Consider the following 26,969-nt stretch of genomic DNA (forward strand, 5'->3'; position numbering starts at 1 on the left):
TCTGCTGCCTGCCTACGCCACCATCGGAATCTGGGCACCGATCCTGCTGACCGTGGCCCGCTGCGCACAGGGCCTCTCCGCCGGCGGCGAATACGCCGGGGCCGCCGCGTACGTCATCGAGCACGCCCCCGATGACCGGCGCGCCCGCTACGGATCCGCCATGCCCGCCGCCACATTCGGCTCGTTCGCGGCGGCGGCCACCATCACCTGGATCCTGACGGAGCTGTTCGGCCAGCAGGGCATGCAGGACTGGGCGTGGCGCGTCCCGTTCCTCATCGCCGCGCCGCTGGGTCTGGTCGCGTTCTTCATCCGACAGAAGCTGGACGAGACCCCGGAGTTCCAGAAGGCGCAGGCGGAGCGGGACTCCGCTGAGGCGGAGCAGCCGTCGATTCGGTCCGTGGTCCGCAGAGAGTGGCGAGCCATGGCAGTGCTCGCCGGCTACATCTCCATCACCGGCCTGAGCTTCTACATGTTCTCCACCTACATGACCACCTTCCTGCAGCAGGTGGTGGGCATGTCCTCAGACACCGTGCTGCTGTCCAACGTGCTCGCCCTGGTGTTCGCCACGGCGCTCGCACCGGTCATCGGCATCATCTGCGACGGCGTGGGGCGCAGACCGATCATGTACGCCTCGGCGCTCCTCCTGGGCGGCCTCGCCATCCCGGCATACCTCCTGGCGCAGAACGGAACGCTGGTCACTGCGCTGTCCAGCCAGATCCTGCTGGCGCTGGGGGCCGTGTCAGCGAACGTGGTGACGGCGGTGCTGCTGTCCGAAGCATTCGCGACGACGAGCCGCTACACTGCCTCCGCGATCACCTACAACGTGGCGTACGCGATCTTCGGCGGCACGGCACCCTACGTGGCGACCTATCTGGTGGACCGCACCGGCAGCGCCATCTCCCCCGCCGTCTACCTGACGGTGATCTGCGCACTCGGCCTGATCGCCATCCGCCTCATGCCGGAGACCAGCGGCCGACCCCTCGCGGAGCAGCTGACCATGACGGGCGACATCCCGGTGGTCGCAGCGGATGAGACCACGGACGACAGTGCCCCACATCACTGAGGGCTGACCCGACAGCACGGCTCCTCGCGCCGCCGCACCCGGGCAGAGACGAAGGAACGCCCCCTCCGCAGCGGAGGGGGCGTTCCTGGTGCTCAACCGCCGCAGGGGGTGCGGCTGGTCAGATCACGGTGATCAGCGGGCGGTGTTGCGGTCGCCAGCGGAGTTCTTGGTGATCAGACCGTAGACGAACATGACGATCAGCGCGCCGATGACGGCGAGGATGATCGTGCCGATGCTCCACGGGTTGTTGATGATGCCGGCAACGCCGTTGCCGCCAAAGAGGCCGCCGATGAAACCGCCGACGATGGCGCCGACGACGCCGAGGACGATGGTGGCGCCCAGGCCCATGGCCTGACGACCCGGCATGATCGCACGGGCGATGAGGCCGATGATGGCACCGATGATGATCCAGGAAATGATTGCCCACAGAAGGCCCATGATGTTCTCCTTTAGAGGGAAGGGAAACCGATTGACTCTTGAATTATATCAAACCGTGACCATCGGTCAAATGTGTCGATTTCAGCGACGCACCCATCGCATCCGAAGCACGTCTCGCCCACTCAGCTTTTCCCGGGGCCCGGCGCCGCGTTTCCCCTGGACAACGGCCTGCAGAGCGCCATCATCTCGACCTGAGAGACGCCCCACCGAGAATAAAAGGTCCGAAATGTCCTTTGAAATTCTCCCGTGATACACACAAGCGCCTTGCGCTCATGCCGGCGGTAACGGACACAAAGACGGCAGGAGCCCCTCCACGTTTGTGGAGGGGCTCCTGCCTCGGAGGCTGATGCACCTCGACCAGAGGTGTCAGATGGTCGCGGCGAGGTGCTCCTCATCCACGACCAGCTCCTGCCTCACCGGTTTGCGGGCCCCGTCGGCCGCCATGGTGCGGCGCAGCTCCTTCGTCGCGTCCTTGTCGACCTTGCCGGCCTGCACGTCCAGCACCACTCCGTACACGTCGCGGGCCTGCTCCTCCGTGGTGAAGCCGTCGAGGACGTCGTTGAGCACGGCCTTCGGCGTGCGCTCGATCGGGTCGCCGTAGCCGCCGCCGGAGGGGACGGTGATCTCCAGGGAGTCACCCGCACGGAACATCTTGGCCGTGACCTTCGACGGCAGCGACTCCTCCCCTTCGCGGCCCGGGTTCTTCGTGAGCTTCGCGTTCGCACCGTCATGGCCGCCGAACACACCCCACGGAGCATCCGACTCCTGGCGGTCCGCCTCCGCGGTGATCACCGTGTCACCGAGGAAGTGGTTCTCGCGCACCACCCCGATGCCGCCGCGGTGCTTGCCGGGCGCAGCCGGGACGTCCGCCCGCAGCTCGTACCGGTCGGTCCGCATCGGGAAGCGGAACTCCAGCTCCTCGATCGGGTTGTTGCGGGTGTTGGCGATGAGGTTGTCGACCGAGTCGAGGCCGTCCCCGTCGGGTCGGGCGCCGTAGGAGCCCTCGTTGACCTCGAGGTACACCCAGTACTCCCCCTGTTTCTCGTCCCAGCCGGAGTAGGACATGAAGTGGATGTGGGCGGAGTTGCCGGCAGTGACCTTCTCGGGGATGACCGGGGCGAGCGCTTCGAGGGCGAGGTCCACCACGCGCTGCACCTGGCCGAAGCGGGCGCCGCACGCAGCCGGGTAGCTCGGGTTGAAGATCGACCCTTCTGGCGCGATCACCGTGATCGGACGCAGGATGCCCTCGTTCTGTGGCACGAACACCGGGTGCGCCGCCTCATCGAGGAAGATCATGCGGGTGATGAAACTGAACGCTGAGACCGTGGTGCCCTCGAACGGACAGTTGTAGGAGGTCTCCACCTGGGCCGCGGAACCGGTGAGGTCGTAGATGATCTCGTCTCCGCGGATTTCCACGGTCACCTTCAGCGGCAGCTTCCGGCCGTAGTTCTTGCCGTCGTCGTCCAGGTACCCCATCGGCGCCTCGTAGACACCGTCGGGGATCTTCGCGATCTCCTGGCGCAGCATCGCTTCGGAGTAGGTGAGCCAGTGGTGGCCGGCGCGGTCCACGGCCTCCACGCCGTAGCGCTCCACGAGTTCCAGGACCCGGTTGGAAGCGAGGGTGCAGGCGGCGATCATCGCTTCGATGTCGCCCTCGTTCTGCGTCGGTGTGCGCGTGTTGGAGAAGATCTGCTTCAGCAGCACCTCCTGGCGCACTCCCCGGTCCTGGATCTTCAGTGCCCGGAAGATCTGTCCCTCGGCCTGATTGTCGACCAGGTCCACGGCCAGGCCCGGGTAGGCGCCGCCGATGTCCAGCAGCTGACCGGAGGCACCGGCGAAGCCGATGCGCTTCCCGTCGTGGAAGATCGGGGTGATGATGGCGACGTCCGGCGAGTGGGTATTCCCCTCATACGGGTCGTTGTGCATGAAGATGTCGCCCTCGTTGATGTCGTCGCCGGCGAGGCGGATGATCGCCTTGACGATCTTCGGCATGGCTCCCATGAACATCGGGGTGGAGTCCGATTCGGCGAGGGTGTTGCCGTCGATGTCGAAGATGCCGGCGCCGAGGTCCTCGGATTCGCGGATGATGGAGGAGTACGACATGCGGAACAGAACCGACGCCATCTCCTTCGCCGCCGCAGTGAAAGCACCGCCGATGACGCGCATCAGGATCGGCTCGGCCAGTTCGGCGTCGCTCTTGCCCTCGTGCAACGGGGTGGAGATGACGATGTTGTTGGCGTCGTCGATCTCGGCGATGAACTTCGGCGGGATCACCACGGTGGCGTCGTACTGCTCGATGACGGCGGGGCCGTCGATCCGCATGCCGACGTTCAGCTTCTCGCGGTCGTAGAACGGGGTCTGCATGCCCTGCGGTTTGCCGTCGACGTCGAAGAAGGTCTCCTGGCGCGCCACTTCCGCGGAGGTGAGGTCGGTGCCGGTCGCCTCGTTCTTCGGGGCGGGCAGGTCGTCGATGCGGCCGTGGGCGACCACGCGGATGTTGACGATCTCCACATGGCCCTCCTCGAAGCGGTGCCCGTACTCGGCGTCGTGCGCTTCGTGGAACGCGGCGATCATGGCCTTCTGCCAGTTCTCGGAGCTGCCCTTCAGCTCGGGGACGCTCACCCGCACCTCGTAGCCCTGACCCACATAGCGGGCATCGGCGAGGCGCTCGAGGGTGCGGCGGTCCTCACTGACGCCGTCGTCATCGAGCTGGTCGGCGGCCTGCTTCTCAAGATCGGCGAACAGTTCGTCGAGCTGCGAGATCTTGAACGACTCATCGGGGAAGGTGAAGCGGGCAGTGCTCATGAACTCGTACTTCTGGTCCGAGGCGAGCAGGCCGGTGGCGGCGATGATGCCCGGGTGAGCGGGGATCAGCACCTTCGGAATGTCCAGCTCGGCTGCGATCTCGCAGGCGAACAGTGCGCCGGCGCCGCCGCCGGCCACGAGGGTGAAGTCACGCGGGTCATAGCCGCGGCGCACCGAGTTCTGCTCGATCGCCTGGGTCATGCCGAACTTCTGGATCTGCAGGGCACCCATGGCGGCCTCTTCGATGGACATATCCAGGGTCTCTGCCACCGGCTCCATCGCCTTGCGGGATGCGTCGATGTCCAGCTCCATCTCGTCACCGGCGAGCATGCGCTTGGCGCGCATCCGGCCGAGCAGCAGCTGCGCGTCGGTGGAGGTGGGCTCTTCGCCGCCGTGGCCGTAGCAGGCGGGGCCGGGGGTGGCGCCTGCGGACTGCGGGCCCACGCGGAACACGCCGCCGTCATCGACGAACGCGATGGAGCCTCCGCCGGCGCCGATGGTGTCGATATCGACCATCGGAACCATCGCCTGGTAGGCGCCCACCTTGGTGTCCAGCAGGTGGCGCATGCGCATCTGGCCCTTGTGCGCCACGCCGATGTCAGCGGAGGTGCCGCCGATGTCGAGGGTGACCACGTTCTCGAAGCCGGACTTCTTGGCGGACCAGATGCCGCCGATGAGGCCGCCGACGGGGCCGGACATGAGCAGATTCACCGGCTGCTCGGCAGCTTTCATGATCGGCACCATGCCGCCGTTGGACTGCATGAGCAGCATTTCGCGCTTGTAGCCCATTTCGGTGACGGCCTTGTTGAGGCGCTTGAGGTACTTGGAGACCTTCGGGCCCACGAAGGCGTTGAGGGCGGTGGTGGAGAAGCGCTCGAACTCGCGGTAGAGCGGCACCACTTCGTGCGAGGTGGAGACGAACGCCTCCGGGAACTCCTCGAGCACGATCTCCTTGGCGCGCAGCTCGTGCACCGGGTTGAGGTAGGAGTGCAGGAAGCAGATCGCCACGGACTTCACTCCGGCTGCCTTCAGCTCGCGGGCTTTGGCGCGGACGGAGTCCTCATCCAGCGGGATCAGCACATCGCCGTTCGGAGCGGATAGGCGCTCTTTGACGGTGAGGCGGTAGCGGCGCTTGACCAGCGGGTACTCCTGCCACGGCAGGTTCTGCTGGAGGGAGAAGTTGTACGGCTTCTTGTGGCGGGCGATGTGGAGGATGTCGCGGAAGCCTTCGGTGGTGATCATGCCCACCTTGGCGCCCTTGTGGGTGAGCGCGATGTTCGTGGCCACCGTGGTGCCGTGCACCAGCTGGTCGATTTCGCTGAGGTCCACGCCGGCCTTCTCGGACAGGCGCTGGAGCCCGTTGATGACGGCGCGGGAGGGATCGTCAGGGGTGGAGGGGACCTTTTCGATCACCACGCGTCGGGTGGAGTCTTCGCTGAAGTAGAGGTCGGTGAATGTTCCGCCGACGTCAACGCCCATGCGCTTCATGATTGGACCTTTCTGAGACAGTTCTCGACTGAAGCTCCTCTGTGGCCTGAGCCACAGGAGTTGCTTAGTGAGCAACCTTACAGACGGGGTAGCAACGCGACAAGCGTTTTGGGAAAACTGTTCAGTTAAGGAGTGAGGCCGGGCTCCACGCTGCTGCGTGGGGCCCGGCCTTCGTCCCTGGTCACCCGGCACAACGCCGCGGCGGCTCGTGCGCCGGATGATCAGAGCGGATCTTCGGGGATCAGAAGTCCCAGTCGTCGTCCTCGGTCTCTTCGGCCTTGCCGATGACGTAGGAGGAGCCGGAGCCGGAGAAGAAGTCGTGGTTCTCGTCGGCGTTCGGCGACAGGGACGCGAGGATCGCGGGGTTCACCTCGGTCTGGTCCGGGGTGAACAGCGCGTCGTAGCCCAGGTTCATCAGGGCCTTGTTCGCGTTGTACCGCAGGAACATCTTGACGTCCTCGGTCCAGCCGACCGGGTCGTACAGGTCCTCGGTGTACTCCTCTTCGTTGTCGTAGAGGTCCATGAGGAGGCTGTAGGTGTAGTCCTTCAGCTCGGCCTGGCGCTCAGCGGACTGCTTCTCCACGGACCGCTGGAACTTGTAGCCGATGTAGTAGCCGTGGACTGCCTCGTCGCGGATGATGAGGCGGATCATGTCGGCGGTGTTGGTGAGCTCGCCGCGGCTGGACCAGTACATCGGCAGGTAGAAGCCGGAGTAGAAGAGGAACGACTCGAGCAGGGTGGAGGCCACCTTGCGCTTATCCGGATCATCGCCCTTGTAGTAGGACATGATGATCTGCGCCTTCTTCTGCAGATTCTCGTTGGTCTCGCCCCAGCGGAACGCGTCATCGATCTGCGGGGTGGAGCAGAGGGTGGAGAAGATCTGCGAGTAGCTCTTGGCGTGCACCGACTCCATGAACGCGATGTTCGTGTAGACGGCTTCCTCGTGCGGGGTGACGGCGTCGGGGATCAGGGAGATCGCGCCGACGGTTCCCTGCACGGTGTCCAGGAGCGTGAGTCCGGTGAAGACCCGCATGGTGAGGGTCTGCTCGAACTCGTTGAGGCGGTTCCAGGACTGGATGTCGTTCGAGACCGGGACCTTCTCGGGCAGCCAGAAGTTGCCGGTGAGGCGGTCCCAGACCTCCTGGTCCTTCGGGTCGTCGATGCGGTTCCAGTTGATGGCCTGCACCGAGGTCTTCAGATGATCGGTGTTCATGCGATGTCCTTTCGGCAGCAAGGGAGGGAGGGCGTCACAGCATGCAGCTGACGCAGCCCTCGATCTCGGTGCCCTCGAGCGCCATCTGGCGCAGACGGATGTAGTAGATGGTCTTGATGCCCTTGCGCCACGCGTAGATCTGCGCGCGGTTGAGATCACGAGTGGTGGCGGTGTCCGGGAAGAAGAGGGTCAGCGACAGGCCCTGGTCCACGTGCTGCGTGGCAACGGCGTAGGTGTCGATGATCTTCTCGTAGCCGATCTCGTACGCGTCCTGGAAGTACTCAAGGTTCTCGTTCGTCATGAACGGAGCCGGGTAGTAGACGCGGCCGATCTTGCCTTCCTTGCGGATCTCCACCTTGGACGCGATCGGGTGGATCGAGCTGGTGGAGTGGTTGATGTAGGAGATCGACCCCGTCGGCGGAACGGCCTGCAGGTACGCGTTGTACATGCCGTGGGTCTTCACATCCTCGGCGAGCTGCTTCCAGTCCTCCTGCGTGGGCAGATGCGCGTTGGACTTCTCGAACAGGGAGCGGACCTTCTCGGTCTGCGGGGCCCACTCCTTCTCGATGTACTTCTGGAAGAACTCACCGGAGGCGTACTTCGAGTTCTCGAAGTCGTAGAACTTCTCACCGCGCTCCTTCGCGATGCCCATCGACGCCTTGATGGCGTGGTAGGTCACCGTGAGGAAGTACATGTTCGTGAAGTCCAGGCCCTCCTCGCTGCCGTAGTGGATGTGCTCGCGGGCGAGGTAGCCGTGCAGGTTCATCTGGCCGAGGCCGATGGCGTGGGACTTCGCGTTGCCGTTGGCGATGGTCGGCACCGAATCGATGTCGGAGGTGTCCGAGACCGCGGTGAGGGCGCGGATCGAGGTGTCGATCGTCTTGGCGAAGTCCTCGGAGTCCATCGCGTAGGCGATGTTGAGGGAGCCGAGATTGCAGGAGATGTCGCGGCCGAGCTCCGAGTAGGAGAGGTCGGTGTTCATCTCCGACGGAGTCGAGACCTGCAGGATCTCCGAGCACAGGTTGGAGTGCGTGATCTTGCCGGCGATCGGGTTCGCACGGTTCGCCGCATCCTCGAACAGGATGTAGGGGTAGCCGGACTCGAACTGGATCTCCGCGATGGTCTGGAAGAACTCGCGCGCCTTGATCTTCTTCTTGGCGATGCGATGATCATCGACCATCTCGCGGTAGTGCTCGGAGATGTTGACGTCGGCGAACGGCTTTCCGTAGACGCGTTCGACGTCGTACGGGCTGAACAGGTACATCGGCTCGTTGTTACGAGCGAGCTCGAAGGTGATGTCCGGGATCACGACGCCGAGGGAGAGGGTCTTGATGCGGATCTTCTCGTCGGCGTTCTCGCGCTTGGTGTCGAGGAAGCGCAGGATGTCCGGGTGGTGGGCGTGCAGGTACACCGCACCGGCGCCCTGACGGGCACCGAGCTGGTTGGCGTAGGAGAAGGAGTCCTCCAGCAGCTTCATCACGGGGATGACGCCCGAGGACTGGTTCTGGATCTGCTTGATGGGCGCGCCGTACTCGCGCAGGTTGCTCAACAGGAGGGCCACACCGCCGCCGCGCTTGGACAGCTGCAGGGCGGAGTTCACGCCGCGGCCGATGGACTCCATGTTGTCCTCCATGCGCAGGAGGAAGCAGGAGACGAGTTCGCCGCGCTGCGCCTTGCCGGCGTTGAGGAACGTCGGGGTGGCGGGCTGGAAGCGGCCGGTGAGGATCTCATCGACGATGCTGCGGGCGAGGTCCTCATCGCCGCGGGCGAGGGTGAGCGCGACCATCATGACGCGGTCCTCGAAGCGCTCGAGGTAGCGCTTGCCGTCGAAGGTCTTCAGCGTGTACGAGGTGTAGTACTTGAAGGCGCCGAGGAAGGTCTTGAAGCGGAACTTGTGCGCGTAGGCCTGGGCGGAGAGGGACTCGATGAACGAGAAGTCGTACTGGTCGAGCACCTCCTTCTCGTAGTACTCGTTGTCCACGAGGTACTCGAGCTTCTCGCTGAGCGAGTGGAAGAAGACCGTGTTGGGGTTGACGTGCTGCAGGAAGTACTCCCGTGCCGCCTCCCGGTCCTTGTCGAACTGAATCTGACCGTTGGAGTCGTAGAGATTCAGCATCGCGTTGAGCGCGTGGTAGTCGAGCGCCTTGGAGTGCTCGTGAGCCGGCATGTCAGTCAGTTGTGCCAAAACCGTTCCAATCCCTGTTTCACCTGGTCGACATCCTGCGGGGTGCCGAACAGCTCGAATCGATACATGTGCGGGACCTGGCATTTGGCGGAGATGATGTCTCCCGCCTTGCAGTAGGCCTCGCCGAAGTTGGTGTTGCCACCCGTGATGACACCGCGAATCAGAGTGCGGTTGCGCTTGTCGTTCAGAAAGGTGATGACCTGTTTCGGAACAGCGCCCTTGACGGTGCCGCCCCCGTAGGTGGGGACGACCAGCACGAACTCATCCTCCATCACGAGAGGATCCTCCGTGCGTCGCAGAGGGATCCGATGGACCGAGTCCTCGGAGTAGTCGAGCTTGTCGACGAACCTCTTGGTGTTGCCTGAGACGGACGAGAAGTACACGAGGCTGCCCATTGCGCGCTTCCCTGCCCTTTCTTGCTCGATGTGGTGGGTGCGGCCTGCCCGGCCGACGGGGTCAGACTGCGCGTGCGTGCGCCGCGGTGTCCGCCATCTGTGCGGCGGTGGCCTTGATCTTGTCGGGGCGGAAGCCGGCCCAGTGATCGGTCGAGGTCATCACGACGGGCGCCTGCTGGTAGCCGAGGGCCTTGACCGTGGCGAGGGCGTCAGCGTCCTCGGTGAGGTCGACGACGTTGAAGGCAACGCCGGCCTTGGTGAACGCGCGCTTGGTCGCATCGCACTGCACGCACATCGGCTTCGAGTAGACGGTGATCTCCATGGTGACAAGCTGCCTTTCGCTGAGGGACGGGAAGAGCTGAGGGGGCTGGTCTCCTTGTGGATGACCAACGGGGACAACACTACACCTAGTGTCTGAGGCTTTGCCAGACCACTAGATGTACTGAATTACATGGATGTGGTGTGGAGGCATTGTGGATGGAGGTGGACCCTGTGTGCACAGTCCGCGCCTCTCCCGCCCAAACCCGCAGGCCGGCCGTGGATAACCCTGTGGACGAGCGGAGCGGGCCGGTCACGACGGTGGATATCTCGTTCAGAGAACCGGTGGGAAAGCTCTCAGGAAGCAGAGCGCCCGGGTGCAGAACTCGTCTGCGCCCGGGCGTGTCACGCACTGGGATGAGAACGGAGCACTCAGCTCTCGGTCCCGCGAGGAGACTCGCTCGCCTCAGGGGCCGCGTCCGCGGGGGCAGAATCGTCAGCGTTCTCGGGGGCATCGATCGGTTCGGGCACGTCCTCGACTGCCGGCATCGGTTCGGCGGCGTCGTCCGCTCCGTCACCAATCTGGTCGTCTGCCCGGCCGTCCGCTGGGTCGTCCGCCGAGTCAGCGTCGGGGTCGTGGTCGATGTCGCGCCCGTCGGCCTCCGCGATCTGGGCGAGGAGCGTGCGCGCGACCTCGGCGTCCAGCAGCGCGTCCTCCACGGTGCAGCGCGGCGCCGCCCCCTCCGTGATCGTCGCGGCGAACGCCTCGTACATGGCGTACGCGGGCGAGTGCTCCGAGTCGATCTCGGTGATGACGACCTTGCCGCTGGTCTTCTGCGTCACCGAATAGCGGCCGCACACGTCGAGGTCAGCAGGGTTCGGCAGGTCCACGCGGCCCTGGCGGCGCACGCCGACGAACCGGATCGAATCCCGCAGCTGCGGCGCGAACGGCAGATAGTGCCACACCATCCGCACCCGCGCGCCGTCCTCCAGGGCGCCGAGCACTTCGAACGACCCGGGGGTGACGGTCTCGGGCCACTGCCGAACCGCGTGCAGCTCGGTCATCGCGCCGTACACCGAGCGCAGCACCCCGAGCTGCACGGCCAGACCCGACAGGATGCCCTTGAGCAGCAGGTCGCGGTCCCGCTGGTTCGCGCCCGGGCCGGCAGCAGCCTCCAGCGCCGCATCCATCGCTTCGCGGCGGTGGGTGCGCTCCTCGAACGGCAGGTCGTACGCCGCGGACGTCACGTGGTGGTTGCCGTAGAGGGCGTTCATCGCCGGCATCAGCGTCTCGAACTCGATGATCCGCAGGTCGCGGGCGGTGTTGTCGTCCTCCATCTCCACGAGCGCCTGGTCATGCGCCTGCGCGTTCGCCACCGTCACGAGGGACCGCCCGGTCATCCGCTCGAACTCCGCGATCCGGTTGATCTCCTCGGCGCCGTAGCCGACGGGCGGCTCCAGCAGCACGTGGATGCCGCGCTTGATGATGGCGAGGACGTCGTCGGCCTTGACCCCGTCGGCCGCGTACACCACAGCGTCCACGGCGAGGTCGCGGGCGCGCACCGCCGCCATCAGGTCCTGGACGGACGCGAAGCGGGCGTCCTCGCCGAGGCGCCACTTCTCCCCCACGTCCTGACGGCGGCGCTCGGAGATGTCCACGATCGCCACGGTCTCGAACCGGTCGTGCCGGCGCAGGATCATGGGCAGGTGCACGGACTGGGCCATCGAGCCCAGCCCCACGACAGCGACGCGGATGATGTCCGCCATTGGTCCTCCCGGGGTCGGCCGGCGCCGCACCGCCCCGGTCTCGGCAGTCGGGGCCGACGGGTGCGCGCTCTCAGCATGTCCCGCCACATTAACGCACGCCCAGCGGAAGCCTCGCATCCCAGGCGCCCCGTCCCGCCCATGCGGGCGTACAGTAGAGAGGTCCCCGCTCCCCCACGCCGCAAAGGATGCGCGCCCCGTGTTCTACGAAAACGCCCGACGGCTCCTCGTCCCCGTGGTTCGTCTCCTCTGGCGGCCCCGCATCGCCGGACTCGAGAACGTCCCCACCAGCGGGCCCGTGCTGCTCGCCTCCAACCACCTGGCGAACATCGACTCCCTGGTGATCGCCGTGATCGCCACCCGCAAGGTCCGCTTCATCATCAAGGACGAATACTGGAAGCGCACCGGCCTGAAGGCCCGCATCCAGCAGAGGTTCTTCGAGTCGATCGGCTCCGTCCCCGTGGACCGAGGCACCCTGAAGTCCGCCCGCGGCTCCCTCGAGGCCGCCCTCGAGGTCCTCACGGGCGGGGACGTGTTCGCGATCTACCCCGAGGGGACACGGTCGAAGGACGGCCTGCTCGGCAAGGGCAAGCAGGGCGCAGCGTGGCTGGCGCAGATGTCCGGTGCGCCCGTGGTCCCCGTCGGCCTGAAGGGCACGGAGAAGCTGTGGAACAAGGGGCAGATCCTGCCGCGCCTGCACCGCTTCTCCGTCTCCTTCGGCGCGCCGATCGACTTCTCCGACCTCGAAGAGATCCCCAGTGAGGCCGCCCGGCGCCGCGCTATGACCGAGCGCATCATGGATGAGATTCAGGCACTGTCCGGACAGGAGCGTCGATGAGCATCGTCGTCGGCTACATCCCCACCGCTGAGGGCGACGCCGCCCTGGGCGCGGCCCTCGCCTGGGCGGAGAGCTCCGGCTCGTCCGTCGTGATCGCGAACCTGCAGCGCGGCTCCTCCCCCGATCCCCGGCACGCCACCGCGGACCAGCTGGAGTCGGCCCGCGCCCGCGGCACCGAGGCCGGCCTGTCCGTCGCGGTGCGCACCGTGCAGGTGCCGGAGGACGTCTCCACCTCCACCGGGTTGATCCGCCTGGTGGAGGAGGAGGGCGCCGACGCGCTCACCATCGGGGTGCGCCGCAACCGCGAGTTCGCGCCGCACCTGCTGGGCTCCACGGTGCAGCACATCCTGCTCGACGCCCCCTGCGACGTCCTCGTCGCCTGAGCCCCAGCACAGCTTCCCAGCGCTGCACCCTCACGTCCCCGAACAGACAGCAGACGACCCGCCCAGCATCATGCTGGACGGGTCGTCGTGCATTCCCCAGGCCCCCATCCGGGCCACAAGTCACCCGGCGGTCACGGGCGGGCCCTGCGGGACACGCGGCTCAGAAGCTCACGCGCCCTTGACCTTCGCCTCGATGCGCTCACCGACCTCCTGGTCGATGTTCTTCCAGTACTCGAACACGCGGCTGAGGACCGGCTCCGGGATGTCGGCGACACCACCGGCAACGGTCTCGATGAGGCCCTCGCGCTCCTCCTCGGAGAACACCTCGCGCACCAGGATGCCCGGCTGCGTGAAGTCGTCGTCCTCAGCGTGGAGGGTGTACGCGGCGCGGATCATCTCGCCATCGGCCTCCCAGCCGGTCTCTGAGACGACCTCGCCTTCCTGGTAGGCGCGACCGAACGAGTTCGGGCTGTACACCGGAGCGTCACCGCTGTGGTGGAACTGCATCGCACCCTCCTTGTCATAGGAGTTGGTCGGCACGATCGGGGCGTTCACCGGCAGCTGGTTGAAGTTGGTGCCCAGGCGGTTGCGCTGTGCATCCGGGTAGGAGAAGGAACGGCCCAGCAGCATCTTGTCCGGCGACAGGCCGATGCCCGGCACCAGGTTCGACGGGCTGAACGCAGCCTGCTCGATCTCCGCGAAGTGGTTCTTCGGGTTGCGGTTCAGCGTGAAGTGACCCACCTTGATCAGCGGGTAGTCCTTCTTGGAGATCGTCTTGGTGAGGTCGAACGGGTTGAAGCGGTAGGTCTTCGCGTCCTCGTACGGCATCACCTGCACGTGCACATCCCACTTCGGGTGGTCGCCGCTCTCGATCGCCTCGAAGAGGTCACGGCGGTGGGCATCGGCATCCTCACCGGCGATGCGCTCGGCCTCCTCGTTGGACAGGTACTCCACACCCTGCTGCGTGTGGAAGTGGTAGCGCACCCAGAACTTCTCACCGGACTCGTTGACCCACATGTAGGTGTGCGAGCCGTAGCCGTTCATGTGGCGCCAGGTCTTCGGAAGACCGCGCGGGCCCATCAGGTAGGCGACCTGGTGAGCGGACTCCGGCATGAGGGTCCAGAAGTCCCACTGCATGGTGGCCGAGCGCAGACCGGAGTCCGGCAGACGCTTCTGCGAGTGGATGAAGTCGGGGAACTTCATCGGGTCGCGGAGGAAGAACACCGGGGTGTTGTTGCCCGTGATGTCGTAGTTGCCCTCCTGCGTGTAGAACTTGAGGGCGAAGCCGCGGACGTCGCGCCAGGTGTCGGGCGAGCCGAGCTCACCGGCCACGGTGGAGAAGCGGGCCAGCATCGGGGTCTTGCGACCCTTCTGGAACAGGTCCGCCTTGGTGTACTGCGAGACGTCCTCCGTCACCTCGAGCTCACCGAAGGCGCCGGAGCCCTTGGCGTGGGGGCTGCGCTCCGGGATGCGCTCGCGGTCGAAGCGGGCGAGCTTCTCAACGAGGGCGATGTCGTGCAGGAGCAGCGGGCCGTCGTGGGAGATGCTGAGGGAGAAGCGGTCGGACTCGCGGGGAGCACCGTTCTCGGTAGTGGACTTGGCCTTCGGATCGAAGCTGGTCATCATTCCTCCTTGGGGATCTGTGATGAACGATCGGTTCGGTGGGTCAGGAGCGAGCTGCGCAGTCGGGACACAGGCCCCGGTAGGTCACCTCGGCTTCGTCGACAGCGAATCCGTGGGACTCGCTCTCGGCGATGGGGATGCACGGAGCCTCACCGACGGCGCACGGCACGTCCTCCAGGCGGCCGCAGCGGCGGCACACGAGGTGGTGGTGGTTGTCGTGTCGGTGGAGCTCGTACAGTGCGCGGCGGCCGTCGAGGCTGACCTTGCGGGCCAGTCCCGCGTCGGTCAGGGCTGCGAGAACGTCATAGACGGCCTGCTTGGAGACGGCCCCGAGCTTGGCCCGCACCTCGGCGGCGATGACCTCGGCGTCCACATGGGCGCTGGAGGCCAGGACCTCGAGTGCGGCGATGCGCGGTGCAGTGACGCGCAGCCCAGCGTCGCGCAGCGCCTGGACCCAATCGGTCCCGGCGCGCTCTGCGGCGGTGAGGGATGCTGTCATGGCGATAACAGTAGCAACATTTTCTGGACACAGTCCAGGAAATGACTGCCTCCATTCACTTGGTGTTCACCTCGTGGGTCCGACCTAGAGTAGGACCATGACCACCAGCTCTCCTGAGACCCGCGCCCCGATCCGCCCCACGCGGCTCCTGCTGACCGGACGCTTCGCCCGGCGGGTCCATGAGCACCTCGAATCCTGGGGGACGCCCATCCGGCTGCGCCACGCAGCCGAGCCGTCGGCTGAGGACCTCAGCTGGGCGGACTCCGTCGCCGGCTGGCCGTTCCCCGATCCGGACGGCACTGGCCGCTACGTCTGGGCGCACACGATGAGCGCCGGTCTCGACGCCTTCGCGCCGTACACGGACCGCTTCGAGGTCCTCACCCGCACGATCGGCACGATGCCCGAGCAGATGGGCCGGTACGCGCAGGCGTGGGTGCTCAACCACTGCCTGCACACCGCTCACTATGTGCGTGCGCAGGACCGCCGCACGTGGGAGCCGCGCCGCACCGCCCCGCTGCCCGAGCGGGCGGTGGTCCTCGGCACCGGCCCGATCGGCGCAGGGGTCGCACGAGCACTGGAGTCGCTCGGCATCGCAGTGGTGGGCGCGAACCGCTCCGGTCGGGACGCCGACGGGTTCTCCCGCACCGCACCGCTCAGGCAGATCCATCCGGAGCTGGAGCGCGCCGACGTGGTCGTCTCCGCCCTGCCGGGCACGGAGGAGACAGCGGGGATCCTGAACGATGACCTGTTCTCGCACCTGGACGAGGCGCTGCTGATCAACGTGGGCCGCGGTGTGAGCCTGGATGAGGCGGGGCTGCGCCGGGCACTGGATGCGGGCCGAGTGACCGGGGCGGTACTGGACGTGTTCGAGACGGAGCCGCTGGATGAGGACTCGTGGCTGTGGGGCGAGGAGCGCATCCACATCACGCCGCACATCTCGGCGCAGACCCGGCCCGTGGACATCGCCGCCGCTCTGCATGAGGCGGTGCTGGCGTTCGAGCGGGGCGAGGAGCCGCCGACCGCTGTGCACCTGGCCTGAGGGCCCCTGAAGAAGCGAAGAAGCCGCCTTCCGAAGAAGACGGCTTCTGCTCTGTGTACCCCGTACGGGATTCGAACCCGTGTTGCCGGCGTGAAAGGCAGGTGTCCTAGGCCGCTAGACGAACGGGGCGTACCGGTCCGACTATAGCGGCACCGCGCCACCGCGGCCAACCTGGGATTCCGTCGCGCGTGAGCGATGTCTCCGCGAACGCCCGGCCGTATCAGAGGTCGACCGTCAGCCCCGCCTCGTGCGCCACGATCGCGATCTGCACCCGGTTGGTGCATTCGAGCTTCGCGAAGATCTTCGAGATGTGCGCTTTCACCGTTGCTTCACTCATGAACAGGCGCTGTCCGATCTGCGCGTTGGAGAAGCCGGCGCCCACGTTCGCGAGCACCTCGGTCTCCCGCTGCGTCAGCTTGTCCAGGCCCGGCACCTCCGGCGCGGCCTGCGCGGGGTTCGCATGCGTGAAGTGCTCCAGCATGCGGCGGGTCACCGCCGGCGACAGCATCGCATCGCCGCGCGCCACGACCTCCACCGCGCTGATCAGATCCCGTGGCGGCGTGTCCTTCAGCAGGAACCCCGCGGCCCCGGCCTCCAGGGCAGCGAACACGTACTCGTCCAGGTCGAAGGTGGTGAGCATAATGACTCGCGGCGATTTCGGCAGCGCCTTCACACTGCGCAGCGCGGTCAGGCCGTCCACCTTCGGCATCCGCACGTCCATCAGGAGCACGTCCGGGTAGTGGCGGTTGACCAGGTCCACGGCGTCGGCCCCGTCGGCCCCCTCCCCCACCACGTCGATCGTGGGGGCGGATCCGAGGATCATGCTGAGGCCGGCGCGGACCAGGGAGTCGTCGTCGATGAGGACCACCCGGGTGGGGCGGTCGGCGGGTGCGGAATCAGAAGCGGTCATAGCGTTCCTCGGATCGTCAGCAAGGCGGGGCGGGCGGCGGGCGGATCGGGGTCAGGAGGTGGGGCAGGCGCCCCAGGGGATCTCAGCGCGGACGGTGAAGTCCCCACGGGCCGACGGGAGAACACGGAACGTGCCGCCGGCCTGCTTGATTCGCTCCTCGATCCCGACCAGTCCCATCCTCGCACCCGGGAGGGAATGGTTCGGGTGGTCGGGGATCCGATTGTGCACCTCGATGCACAGGGCGCGCTGCCCCGCGGCCTCGGACCCGTCGGCCCCCTCCAGCGGGCACCGGCCGATCACGACCAGTGCCGCACGGTTCAGCGCGTGCTTGTGGACGTTCGTCAGGCATTCCTGCAGGACCCGGTAGGCGGTGCGAGCCACCGCCTCGGGCACAACCGCATCGTCGCCGAGGCGGTTGTCGAGTTCGATCCGGGCGCCGGCATTGTTGGAGGTCTCCACCAGGCCGATGACATCGGACCAGGCCGGCTGCGGCGTCAGGGGCGCGCTGGTGTCCTCGTCCCGCAGAACCCCGAGAACCTGCCGCAGCTCCGTGAGCGCGTTCGATGCAGTCGACCGGATCAGCGCGGTCCCCTCCGCCATCTGTTCGCGCGTGAGCGAATCGTTCACCTCCATCGCACCGGCCTGCAGCGCGATCAGGGAGATCTTGTGCGCCACGATGTCGTGCATCTCCCGGGCGATGCGGGTGCGCTCCGATGCCCGGGCCTGCTCCACGGCGGCTCTGCGGCCCTCCTGCGCGATCCGAAGCCGATCCTCCATCGCCGCGGCCCTCTCCCGCCGCATCGCGACATAGATGCCGATCGCCATCGACAAGCTGAGCGACAGCAGGGCGATCAGCTCCAGGGAGGTGATCATCACCGCTTCGAAGGTAGGGGTGATGGGGTCGTTCGCGAACTCCGGGTCGTTGATCAGCTGATCCCGCTCCCCCGTCAGGAAGTAGGAGCCCACGTTCCACGCCACGTGCGCGGTGATCGTGGCGCCCAGCCAGGCGACGGCCCGCATCCGGCTGGGCTGGCGCTTCGCGTACCCGTACATCGCGATGTGGGCGAACGGGAAGCCGCCGAAGCTCAGCAGCATGACCAGCGGCAGGCTCCAGCGCCAGGTGCGGTGCCGGGTCAAGAGGAGCGCGAAGCACACCGTGGAGATGACGAACCCCATCACCTGTCGCCACGTCACGGTGAGGAACTGCAGGACCAGAAGCATGGCCAGCACTTCCAGTGCGAAGAGGATGCAGATGACGATCGTTCCCAGTCGGGGCCGGACGAAGCGCACGAAGCGCAGGGCGGCGTCATCCAGAGCGGAAGCGGTAGGGGCGTCGGTGTTCACGACCCCAGTGTGGCGGCCCGTGACTGCTCGCCGCCAGCTCCGAGGACCACCGCTGGCCCAAAGTCGTACCCGTCATGGCAGACAGTCGATGCCTGAACGCCTCCTCCGGGCCGCTCGGGTGGTTCAATGGCAGGCACGACACCGGACACGAAGGACACCATGACAGTGCATTCGCCTCGCCGACGCCGCAGCGCCGCGGCCCTCATCGCCTCAGCCGTGCTCGCGCTGTCCGGCTGCGGGTTCATCTCCTCCCTCAGCGGCGACGGCGACACGGACACGACCAAGCCCGGAACCGCTCCCGGCATCACCGACGCGAAGCTCGACGAGCCGCGCAGCCTCGACGGCGCCTCCCCGATCGGCCCCGGCACCGACGGCATGGCACAGCTGACCGGAGCCTCCCCCGTCGCCACTGACTCCGACGCGCTCAAGCTCACAGTCGACCCCCGCACCGACGGGGCCTACGCGAAGTACTACTCACAGAAGATCGAATGGAAGGGCTGCGAGAAGCCCGAATGGCGGCAGGCGCAGTGCGCGACCGTGACGGTCCCGCTCCAGTGGTCCGACCCGTCCAAGGGCGACATCGACCTGCAGCTCACCCGCCGCTCCGTCGCCGAGAGCGAGAAGAAGGGCTCGATCCTCATCAACCCGGGCGGGCCCGGTGGGTCCGGCGCCGACACCGTCGGCAGCTACGGTGATTACATCGTCACCGACACCCTGCGCAGCAGCTTCGACATCGTCGGCTTCGACCCGCGCGGTGTGGCCGACTCCCACGGCATTCGGTGCATCGGCGATGACAAGATGGACGCCTGGATGGACGGCACCTACTTCTCCTCCGACCCCGATGACGTCGAGGGGCAGGCCAAGGAGATGAAGGAGGCGTTCGATCAGTGCGCCCAGAACTCCGGTGACATCCTGCCCTACATGGACACCTTCTCCTCCGCCCGCGACATGGACGTGATCCGCGCGGCGCTCGGCGAGGACAAACTCGACTACCTCGGCTTCTCCTACGGCACCTTCCTCGGCGCCACCTACGCCGAACTGTTCCCGGACACCACCGGCCACTTCGTGCTGGACGGCGCGCTCGACCCGCAGCTGACCGGCGACGAGATCGCCGCCGGGCAGGCGCGGGGCTTCCAGGCTTCCCTGGAGAAGTTCGCGAAGTTCTGCATGGACAGCGGCTCCGAATGCCCGCTGACCGGCACCCCCGAAGAGGGCGCCCAGCAGATGATGGACTGGGCCTCGAGCCTCGAGGACAAGCCGTTGAAGGGCCCCGACGGCCGCTCCCTCACCCCGAACCTCGCACGCACCACCATCATCTCGATGATGTACAACACGCAGAACTGGCAGCCGCTGCAGAACGGCCTCAACCAGGCCATGAAGAACGGCGACGCCACCACCATGATGATGCTGGCGGACTTCGCCACCGAACGGAACCAGGACGGCACCTACAAGGGCAACTCCACCTGGTCGATCAACGCCGTCAACTGCCTGGACCGCCAGTACGTGACGGACCAGAAGTGGATGGATGAGGAGTCCGAGCGCCTGAAGAAGGCGTACCCCGCCGTCGGCGATCAGATGGCCTACACCGGAGCCATCTGCGGGTCCTGGCCGCAGAAGCCGGTCCGGCAGGCCGCCACCATCGACGCCGAGGGCGCCGGCCCGATCGTGGTGATCGGCACGAAGAACGACCCCGCCACCCCGTACGAGTGGTCGGTGAGCCTCAATGAGCAGCTCGCTGACTCCACCCTCATCACCTACGACGGCTGGGGCCATACCGCCTACGGCTCCTCCGGCGGCTGCGTGGAGGACGCGGTGGACGAGTTCTTCCTCAACGGCACCAAGCCGCAGGACGGCCTGACCTGCTCGTGACCTGAGCGACAGTTCCCCCGACCGCTTTGCCCACCCGTTGAGGCGCTGTGTAGATTAGGGAGGCGTTGCCTCCTTAGCTCAGTCGGTAGAGCGTTTCACTCGTAATGAAAAGGTCGCCGGTTCGATTCCGGCAGGGGGCTCCGAGAGAAGCGGCCCGCTCCAGCACACACGCTGGGCGGGCCGCTTCGCTGTGCAGTGAGGGGGCCGACGGGTGCCGCCGCCCGCCGAGTCCGAGCCTCCGCTGGGAGGCCGGCGGTGAAGCTGAACGCACACCCAGCGCGCGGGCCTACCGTGGGGAGAGGACCAATCCCAGGGGCGGCTGTCTGAGCCGCCCGGCGAGGAGGAGACATGACCGAGCGGCAGTCGTTCGACTACGTCATCATCGGCGGCGGCATCGCCGGCGCAAACGCCCTGGCGCGCCTGCGGGAACTCGATCCCGACGCCACCTGTGCTCTGTTCAGCGCCGAGAAGAACCCGCCGATCTACCGGCCCGTCCTTTCCAAGGACCTGTGGCTGGACGGCGAGGAGACCGCTGAGGGCAACCACCTCGTCCCCGCCGGCGATGAGGACCTCGTCCATCTGCAGACCCGGGTGGAGTCCCTGGACCCGTCGGCCAAGCTGCTGACGCTGAAGGACGGCACCGAGGTCGAGTACGGCGCCCTGCTGCTGGCGACCGGGATGTCGCCGGTGAAGAACGGCATGGCGCCGTCGGACCGGATCGCGTTCTTCCGCACCGAAGGCGACTACGACAGGGTGCGGGAGCTCGCGAAGCCCGGTGCGCACCTCGTGGTCGCCGGCGGCGGCTACATCGCCACCGAGATGGCGGCCGCGCTCGTGCAGCAGGACGGTGTGGCGGTCACGTTCGTGACGCCGTCGCTGCCGCTGCTGGGCCACATGCTGCCTGCTGAGCTCTCCGATCGGATCACTCGGCGCTTCGAGAAGGCGGGCGTGCAGCTCGTCACCGGCCGTGTGGAGACGGTGGAGAACACCACCGACGGCGTCCGCGTGCAGCTGGAGGAGGGTCAGTCCGTCGCCGGTGACGGCGCAGTGATCGGCATCGGCGCGTTCCCCAACGTGGGGCTGGCGAAGCGGGCCGGTCTCCACATCGACGAGGCCACGGAAGGCGTCCGCGTCGACGCGGGCCTGCGAACCTCCCACGACAGCATCTTCGCCGCCGGCGACATCGCCACCTACGAGGACTCCGCGCTCGGTGTCCGCCGCGTGGAGCACGCCGATCAGGCGGAGCGGATGGGAAGGGCCGCCGGCAAGGCGATGACCGGCGCCGAGGTGAACTACACCCGCACCCCCATGTTCTGGTCCGACCTCTTCGAGGACGGGTACGAAGCGGTCGGCGAGATCGACTCGTCGCTGCAGACCGTCGTGGACGCCGGGAACGACGACCTCGACACCGCCGCCGTCTACTACCTGAAGGACGGGGTGGTGCGCGGAGTCCTCACCTGGAACGTGTACGGGAAGATGGATCAGGCGCGCCGCCTGATCAAGCGGACCGTCACCGAGCCGGTGCAGGACAGCGCGTCGCTGAAGGGCGCCGTCCCCCTTGCCTGATCGTCCCCGCGGCCGCAGCGGCACGATCGCGATCCTCACCGGGATCGGGATCCTCGCCGTCGGCGTCGGCATCATCGCAGCCGCCGCCCTGTGGAACGGCCACCTCATGTCCCTCTACGGCGCCACCAGCGCCTGGGTGGGGATCCTGTTCGTGCTCGGCTGGGCGGTGTGCCTGCTCGGCTCCGCCGTGTTCTCCGTGGGGCTGCTGGCGAGCTTCGTGATCGCCTCCGGCGCCTCCGCCCGCAGCCGGGCCGCGAGCGCCCGCGACCTGGAGGGCGAACGGATCGTCCCGTAGGGGACGCGCTACAGCCGGGCGGTCCTCAGTGGGGCGGTCCTCAGCGGGGCGGGCGGCGCTTGGTCCGCGCCGTCGCCTCCGCACTCCACGGGTCCTCCGGCCACGGATGCTTCGGGTAGCGCCCCCGCATCTCCGCCCTCACCTGTGCATACGCACCGTCCCAGAACGACGCCAGGTCATCGGTCACCGCCAGCGGCCGCCGCGCCGGCGACAGCAGATGGAACTGGATCGATGCCGCGCCGTCCGCGATCCGCGGTGACTGAGCCAGCCCGAACATCTCCTGCAGCTTCACCTCCGCCACGACCCGGCCCGGGGCGGAATGCTCGGCCCCGTCGCTCGCGTCGGCCCCGTCGGCTTCCTCCAGCGGCGGGTAGGTGAGCCGGATGGCGGAGCCCGACGGCACCTCCAGCCGCTCCGGCGCCAGCTCCCTCAGGCGGCCTGCGGCGGGCCAGGGCAGCAGGCGCTGCAGGATCGGCAGCATATCGATGGCCGACGGGCGCACCGGTTTCCCGCCGATCCCCGCGAGGCGGTCCAGTTCCGGCGCCGCGACGTCGTCGAGCCGGGCGATGATCGCTGCGTCCGACAGGTCAGGCCACGGCCCCCCCAGCGTGCGGTGGAGGAACTGCACCCGTTCGCGCAGGGAGCGGGCGGCGTCACTGAAGCGGAATGCGCCCAGTCCCTGCTCGCGGATCCCGTCGATGACGGCTGCGCGCGCCTCAGGCCCCTCCGGCCGTGCCGGTGCACTGGACAGGGTGATGGCGCCGAGGGAGCGGATGCGCCGCGCCTGGGCGCCCTGCTCGGTGAATCGGGTGGTGACGCGGTCGGCCAGCAGGTGCTCTCCCATGCTCAGCGCCGTCTCCTCCGAGATCGCGGCGGCGAGCCGCGCCACCGCACCGGTTCCGGCGGCGGCGCGGGCCTGCGACCGGCCGGAGTGCGCCACCACGATCCACTCCTGGGTCGCGAGGTGACCGGCCGGCACGCCCACACGGGTGCCGGAGGCGAGGAGGAAGGATGCGGCTCCGTCGGGCCCATCGACCATGCGGCGGGCGATGTTCAGCGGGAAGGCGCGAGCGATGACCCGCCCGACGGCGTCCGGGTCAGTGCCCGACGCACCCGCACCCCCGCCTGTTCCTGAGCCCGAGCTTGAGCCTGAGCCTGAGCCAGTGCCTGCGGATCGCGCGGCGATGCGGCGCAGGCGCTCCGCTTCCCGCTGATGCTTCCTGTCACCGCGGGCGGCGGCGAGCGCGCGGTCCGCTTCCAGGGACGCGGGGCGCCCGTCGGCCCCCAGCAGCGCGATGACGTCAGCGGCGAGCTCCCCCTCCCCCGCGGACGCCGAGTCGAGGAGGGCACGGGCGAGGCGCGGATCGGTGGGGACGGCGGCGAGCATCCGGCCCAGTTCCGTGGCGTGCCCGGTCTCCGTGAGCGCGCCGATGGCGGTGAGGTCAGTGCGAGCATCGGCGGCGGCGCGCGGATTGAACGGCTCGAGCATCCGCAGTCCCTCCCCGCCCGGGGCGCCCCAGCAAGCGGCGGTCAGCATCGCGCCGGTGAGGTCCGCCGTGGTGACCTCCGCAGCGGCGGCCTGGGCGGCGCCCGCAGCGGTCGACGGGTCGCAGCAGCGGATCACGGTGCCGGGGCCGAGCCGTGCGGCGCGGCCGGCGCGCTGCGTCATCGACGCCTTGGATGCCGTCAGCGTCACCAGTCCGGTCATGCGCCGCAGGGAGTCGCGGCGCGGCTCCCGTGCCAGGGCGCTGTCCACCACCACGCGCACACCGGGCACGGTGAGGGAGGACTCCGCGAGGGCTGTGGAGACGATGATGCGGCGGCCGGGGGCGTCACCGCCGGAGACGATGCGGTCCTGCTCGCGAGGCGGCACCTGCCCGTGCAGTTCGAGGACCTCCACGCCTGAGTCGGTGAGGCGGTCGCGGATCCCGTCGGCGCAGCGGCTGACCTCCCGTGCCCCGGGCAGGAACACCAGCACATCGCTGTCCGGATGGGTGCGGTGGGCGTCGGCGGCGGTCGCGGCGACGTGCTCGAGGAATGCCGGTGTGACGCCGCGGTCATCGAGCCGAGGCCCCGGCGGCGGCGCCCACTGTTCGGTGAGGGGGTGCAGGGCGGTGGGCGAGTCGATGACGGGTGCGCCGTCCATGAGGCGGGAGAAGCGGGCGGCGTCGAGCGTGGCCGAGAGGGCCAGCAGGCGCATGTCGCCGCGCAGCTCCCGCACATCCAGCAGCATGGCGAGCGCGAGGTCGGAGTCGAGGGCGCGTTCGTGGACCTCATCGAGGATCACCGCGCTGACACCGGTGAGCTCCGGGTCCGCGAGGAGGCGGTTGATGAGGATGCCGGGGGTGACGAACTCGATGATCGTGCTGGGACGGGTGGTGGACTCACCGCGGACGCTGAACGCGACGGCGCCCGTCGGCAGGTCGGGGCAGAGCTGGTGGAGGCGACGGGCGGCGGCGCGCGCGGCCACCCTCCGGGGCTGGGTGACGATGACGCGCCCACCCGCGAGGTTCGCGACCAGCGGCGGGACGAGGGTGGTCTTGCCGGTGCCGGGCGGGGCCTGCACGACCGCGGCGGCGTCCTCGGCGGTGAGGGCGCGGGCGAGGTCGTCCAGGACGTCGGCGAAGACGAGGCCGGAGCCGATGGCGGTCAGGTCGAAGGGAGTCTCGGGGAGGTGCACGCACCCATTGTGCCCACTGCCGGGATGAGCGATCATGGTCACATGAAGATCGACCGCACGCTCGCTGACGTCCAGACCTGGCTGACCGATATGGACGGCGTCCTCGTCCACGAGAACCATGCGCTGCCGGGCGCGGCGGAGCTGATCGATCACTGGCGGGAGAAGGGGCAGCGCTTTCTGGTGCTGACCAACAATTCGATCTACACCCCGCGCGACCTCAACGCGCGCCTGCAGGCCTCCGGCATCGACATCCCGGAGGAGTCGATCTGGACGTCGGCGCTGGCGACCGCGCAGTTCCTGAAGAAGCAGCTGCCCGGCGGCCGCGCCTACGTGATCGGCGAAGTGGGCCTCACCTCCGCGCTGCACGACGCCGGGTTCGTCATCACCGACACGAAGCCGGACGTGGTGGTGCTCGGCGAGGTGCGCACCTACTCCTTCGAGGCGATCACCCGCGCGATCCGTCTGATCTCCGAGGGCGCCCGCTTCATCGCCACCAACCCGGACGCGACCGGTCCGTCCCGAGAGGGCATCGTGCCCGCCACCGGCGCGGTCTCGGCGCTGATCACGGAGGCGACGGGCCGTCACCCGTATGTGGTGGGCAAGCCGAACCCGATGATGTTCCGCTCCGCCCTCAACCAGATCGAGGCGCACTCGGAGACGACCGCGATGATCGGCGACCGGATGGACACCGACATCGTCGCCGGGATGGAAGCCGGCATGCACACGCTCCTCGTCTACACGGGCATCACGCAGCCGGGCACGCTGGAGCAGTTCCCGTTCCGTCCCGACCAGGACTTCGACGGTGTGGCGGAGCTGCTGGAGGAGCTGAAGGACCTGACCTGACCTGTGCGATCAGAGTCACAGCCCCAGGATTGGCGCTCGGCCCTGGGGTCGCGTAGAGTATTTCTTGTCGCTCCGAGAGGGGCGGAAAAAATGAGGCCCTGTAGCTCAGTTGGTTAGAGTGCCGCCCTGTCACGGCGGAGGTCGCCGGTTCAAGCCCGGTCAGGGTCGCAGGACGAACAAGAGCCCCACTTCGGTGGGGCTCTTGTTGTTTGTGCGGACGCGGACGCGCAGCGGCTCCGCGCTGAACGGTGTCCGCGTTCAGGCGGGGCCGGCTGCGCTGACTGTGCCGCAGGTCATGACCGAGTGAGCGCCCTCACCAGCGGGACTTCTCCATCGCCTCCACGGCCGCGTCGTCCTCCCGCCACGGCTTCTCCACCAGCAGGGTGAACACCCAGAAGACGATGGTGAAGCAGATCGCTGCGGCGATCACGATCCCGCCGCCCAGCAGGATCGTGCCGAACAGCAGCGCCGCGAGCGGCGGCAGCGCCAGGTCCACCACCGTCACGGCAGTGCTGCCGGGGCGGGGGTGGCGGCGGCGCAGCGCCACCACGTGGAACATCACCGCGCTGACGGTCTCCACCAGGATCATGGCGACGAACGCGAAGGTGAGCGCGTGGGAGAGGGTGATCTCGCTGATGGCGCCCGTGGCGGAGGTGGCGAACAGCATCAGCGCCGCGATCACTGCCTTGATGGCGCCGGAGATCATGTGGCCGGTGAGGGTGGCCGAGAAGCTCGGCACGCGGTCATCGTAGAGCGCTTGATTCATAGGAGTCCTCCAACTGTTCGGCGGCGCATGCCCAGGTGCGGCGCTGCGCCCGCTCGGCGGCGGAGCGGGACAGTGACTCGAGGGCGGCGGGGCTGGTGATGAGGGTGCGGATGCCGTCGGCCCAGGCCGACGGGTCCCGGGTGTCCATCAGGATCCCGGTGACGTGGTCGATGACGGATTCGCGCATGCCGCTGGAGCGGTGCGCGATCACGGGGGTGCCGGAGGCCGCGGCTTCGATGTTGATGATGCCGTAGGTCTCCGAATAGGACGGGTTGATCAGCAGGTCACTGCCGGCGAGGAGAGCGGCGAGGTCCTCCCGGTCGACAGCGCCGACGAACCGCACCCGGTCGCTGACGCCGAGTTCGGCCGTCAGGGCGTGCAGCCGGCGTTCGTAGTCGCGGTAGTCCTCGGCGGCGGCTCCGGCGATGGTGAGCGTGACGTCCTCGTCGCGGAGGGCGGCGAGGATGCGGATCGCCTGGTCGATGCCCTTGAGGGGTTCGAGGCGGGCCACGCAGGCGAGGCGATGGGGCCCCTCCCCCTGTGCTGCGGCGGTGGGCGCGGCACCCGTCGGCCCGCTCGGTACGGCCTTGCGGGGGTGGAACAGGTCGAGGTCCACCCCGGGGCGGACCACGTCGATCGCATCCGGGTCGGCGCCGCACCGCTGGATGATCATCTGCTTCTCGGTGTCGGAGACGGCGATGACGA

General features: G+C 67.7%; 22 protein-coding genes and 3 tRNA genes. 10 read left to right on the forward strand and 15 right to left on the reverse strand.

Annotation, left to right across the window (positions count from 1 at the left end):
• A partial coding sequence (locus tag FHX50_RS10685; RefSeq protein WP_183377185.1) for an MFS transporter occupies positions 1-1,063 on the forward strand: 1,063 nt, incomplete at its 5' end.
• 132 nt (positions 1,064-1,195) lie between these two features.
• Here FHX50_RS10685 and FHX50_RS10690 read toward each other — a convergent pair.
• From FHX50_RS10690 to FHX50_RS10720, 7 genes are all read right to left on the reverse strand, one after another.
• Positions 1,196-1,501, reverse strand: coding sequence for a GlsB/YeaQ/YmgE family stress response membrane protein (locus tag FHX50_RS10690; protein WP_183377186.1), 306 nt, complete (start codon positions 1,499-1,501; stop codon positions 1,196-1,198).
• Between the two features lie 366 nt (positions 1,502-1,867).
• Positions 1,868-5,794, reverse strand: coding sequence for a hydantoinase B/oxoprolinase family protein (locus FHX50_RS10695; RefSeq protein WP_183377187.1), 3,927 nt, complete (start codon positions 5,792-5,794; stop codon positions 1,868-1,870).
• A gap of 241 nt (positions 5,795-6,035) precedes the next feature.
• Positions 6,036-7,007, reverse strand: coding sequence for a class 1b ribonucleoside-diphosphate reductase subunit beta (gene nrdF / locus FHX50_RS10700; RefSeq protein WP_183377188.1), 972 nt, complete (start codon positions 7,005-7,007; stop codon positions 6,036-6,038).
• A gap of 34 nt (positions 7,008-7,041) precedes the next feature.
• Positions 7,042-9,174 (reverse strand): class 1b ribonucleoside-diphosphate reductase subunit alpha, encoded by a 2,133-nt coding sequence (gene nrdE / locus FHX50_RS10705; protein WP_221187342.1) that lies wholly within the window; start codon positions 9,172-9,174, stop codon positions 7,042-7,044.
• Positions 9,175-9,179: 5 nt separating this feature from the next.
• Positions 9,180-9,587: a class Ib ribonucleoside-diphosphate reductase assembly flavoprotein NrdI gene (gene nrdI / locus FHX50_RS10710; RefSeq protein WP_183377190.1), complete on the reverse strand. Its 408-nt coding sequence runs from the start codon at positions 9,585-9,587 to the stop codon at positions 9,180-9,182.
• A 61-nt stretch (positions 9,588-9,648) separates the two neighbouring features.
• Positions 9,649-9,909 carry a glutaredoxin-like protein NrdH gene (nrdH, locus tag FHX50_RS10715; RefSeq protein ID WP_183377191.1) on the reverse strand — a complete coding sequence of 87 codons (261 nt, stop codon included), beginning with the start codon at positions 9,907-9,909 and terminating at the stop codon, positions 9,649-9,651.
• Positions 9,910-10,277: 368 nt separating this feature from the next.
• The gene (locus FHX50_RS10720; protein WP_183377192.1) at positions 10,278-11,612 is read right to left on the reverse strand and encodes a Gfo/Idh/MocA family oxidoreductase; all 1,335 of its coding nucleotides are present in this window, start codon (positions 11,610-11,612) and stop codon (positions 10,278-10,280) included.
• Positions 11,613-11,808: 196 nt separating this feature from the next.
• Here FHX50_RS10720 and FHX50_RS10725 point away from each other — a divergent pair, with 196 nt between their 5' ends.
• Together FHX50_RS10725 and FHX50_RS10730 are read left to right on the forward strand one after the other, a co-directional pair.
• On the forward strand, positions 11,809-12,447 hold the full coding sequence (locus FHX50_RS10725) for a lysophospholipid acyltransferase family protein (protein ID WP_259922720.1): 639 nt from the start codon (positions 11,809-11,811) through the stop codon (positions 12,445-12,447).
• On the forward strand, positions 12,444-12,830 hold the full coding sequence (locus FHX50_RS10730) for a universal stress protein (protein ID WP_183377193.1): 387 nt from the start codon (positions 12,444-12,446) through the stop codon (positions 12,828-12,830). The genes FHX50_RS10725 and FHX50_RS10730 overlap by 4 nt, the downstream gene beginning before the upstream one ends.
• Positions 12,831-12,998: 168 nt before the next feature.
• Here the strand turns inward: FHX50_RS10730 and FHX50_RS10735 are convergent, their stop codons facing one another.
• A complete protein-coding gene (locus FHX50_RS10735) occupies positions 12,999-14,453 on the reverse strand; it encodes a catalase (RefSeq protein WP_183377194.1) in 1,455 nt (484 codons plus the stop codon).
• 43 nt (positions 14,454-14,496) lie between these two features.
• Positions 14,497-14,952 (reverse strand): Fur family transcriptional regulator, encoded by a 456-nt coding sequence (locus tag FHX50_RS10740; protein WP_183377195.1) that lies wholly within the window; start codon positions 14,950-14,952, stop codon positions 14,497-14,499.
• Positions 14,953-15,049: 97 nt separating this feature from the next.
• On the opposite strand from FHX50_RS10740, the gene FHX50_RS10745 reads away from it, so the two are divergent.
• Complete coding sequence (locus tag FHX50_RS10745) at positions 15,050-15,991, forward strand: NAD(P)-dependent oxidoreductase (RefSeq protein ID WP_183377196.1); 942 nt, start codon at positions 15,050-15,052, stop codon at positions 15,989-15,991.
• A 56-nt stretch (positions 15,992-16,047) separates the two neighbouring features.
• Here FHX50_RS10745 and FHX50_RS10750 read toward each other — a convergent pair.
• The 3 genes from FHX50_RS10750 to FHX50_RS12385 all read right to left on the reverse strand — a co-directional run bounded on the left by FHX50_RS10750 (position 16,048) and on the right by FHX50_RS12385 (position 18,245).
• A tRNA-Glu gene (locus tag FHX50_RS10750) sits at positions 16,048-16,120 on the reverse strand.
• Between the two features lie 91 nt (positions 16,121-16,211).
• Complete coding sequence (locus tag FHX50_RS10755) at positions 16,212-16,901, reverse strand: response regulator (protein WP_183377197.1); 690 nt, start codon at positions 16,899-16,901, stop codon at positions 16,212-16,214.
• Positions 16,902-16,952: 51 nt separating this feature from the next.
• Positions 16,953-18,245: a histidine kinase gene (locus FHX50_RS12385; RefSeq protein ID WP_183377198.1), complete on the reverse strand. Its 1,293-nt coding sequence runs from the start codon at positions 18,243-18,245 to the stop codon at positions 16,953-16,955.
• A 126-nt stretch (positions 18,246-18,371) separates the two neighbouring features.
• Between FHX50_RS12385 and FHX50_RS10765 the strand changes: the two genes are divergently transcribed.
• The 4 genes from FHX50_RS10765 (at position 18,372) to FHX50_RS10780 (ending at position 21,975) form a co-directional block, all read left to right on the forward strand.
• Positions 18,372-20,114 carry an alpha/beta hydrolase gene (locus tag FHX50_RS10765; protein ID WP_183377199.1) on the forward strand — a complete coding sequence of 581 codons (1,743 nt, stop codon included), beginning with the start codon at positions 18,372-18,374 and terminating at the stop codon, positions 20,112-20,114.
• Positions 20,115-20,181: 67 nt separating this feature from the next.
• Positions 20,182-20,254, forward strand: a tRNA-Thr gene (locus FHX50_RS10770).
• A 208-nt stretch (positions 20,255-20,462) separates the two neighbouring features.
• Positions 20,463-21,680: an NAD(P)/FAD-dependent oxidoreductase gene (locus FHX50_RS10775; protein WP_183377200.1), complete on the forward strand. Its 1,218-nt coding sequence runs from the start codon at positions 20,463-20,465 to the stop codon at positions 21,678-21,680.
• Entirely contained in the window at positions 21,673-21,975 is a 303-nt protein-coding gene (locus FHX50_RS10780; RefSeq protein WP_183377201.1) for a hypothetical protein, read from the forward strand. Before FHX50_RS10775 ends, FHX50_RS10780 begins: the two co-directional genes overlap by 8 nt.
• Before the next feature lie 40 nt (positions 21,976-22,015).
• Here the strand turns inward: FHX50_RS10780 and hrpB are convergent, their stop codons facing one another.
• Positions 22,016-24,655, reverse strand: coding sequence for an ATP-dependent helicase HrpB (gene hrpB / locus FHX50_RS10785; RefSeq protein ID WP_343064096.1), 2,640 nt, complete (start codon positions 24,653-24,655; stop codon positions 22,016-22,018).
• Positions 24,656-24,697: 42 nt separating this feature from the next.
• On the opposite strand from hrpB, the gene FHX50_RS10790 reads away from it, so the two are divergent.
• Both FHX50_RS10790 and FHX50_RS10795 read left to right on the forward strand, forming a co-directional pair.
• Positions 24,698-25,498: an HAD-IIA family hydrolase gene (locus FHX50_RS10790; RefSeq protein ID WP_246371048.1), complete on the forward strand. Its 801-nt coding sequence runs from the start codon at positions 24,698-24,700 to the stop codon at positions 25,496-25,498.
• 94 nt (positions 25,499-25,592) lie between these two features.
• Positions 25,593-25,666, forward strand: a tRNA-Asp gene (locus FHX50_RS10795).
• A gap of 145 nt (positions 25,667-25,811) precedes the next feature.
• Here FHX50_RS10795 and FHX50_RS10800 read toward each other — a convergent pair.
• Both FHX50_RS10800 and FHX50_RS10805 read right to left on the reverse strand, forming a co-directional pair.
• Positions 25,812-26,237, reverse strand: coding sequence for a hypothetical protein (locus FHX50_RS10800; protein ID WP_183376309.1), 426 nt, complete (start codon positions 26,235-26,237; stop codon positions 25,812-25,814).
• 4 nt (positions 26,238-26,241) lie between these two features.
• Positions 26,242-26,969, reverse strand: a 728-nt coding sequence (locus tag FHX50_RS10805) for a glycosyltransferase (protein WP_183377203.1), incomplete at its 5' end; no start/stop codon positions are given.

This window comes from Helcobacillus massiliensis, from assembly GCF_014191425.1.
GTDB classification, from domain to species: Bacteria; Actinomycetota; Actinomycetes; order Actinomycetales; family Dermabacteraceae; genus Helcobacillus; species Helcobacillus massiliensis.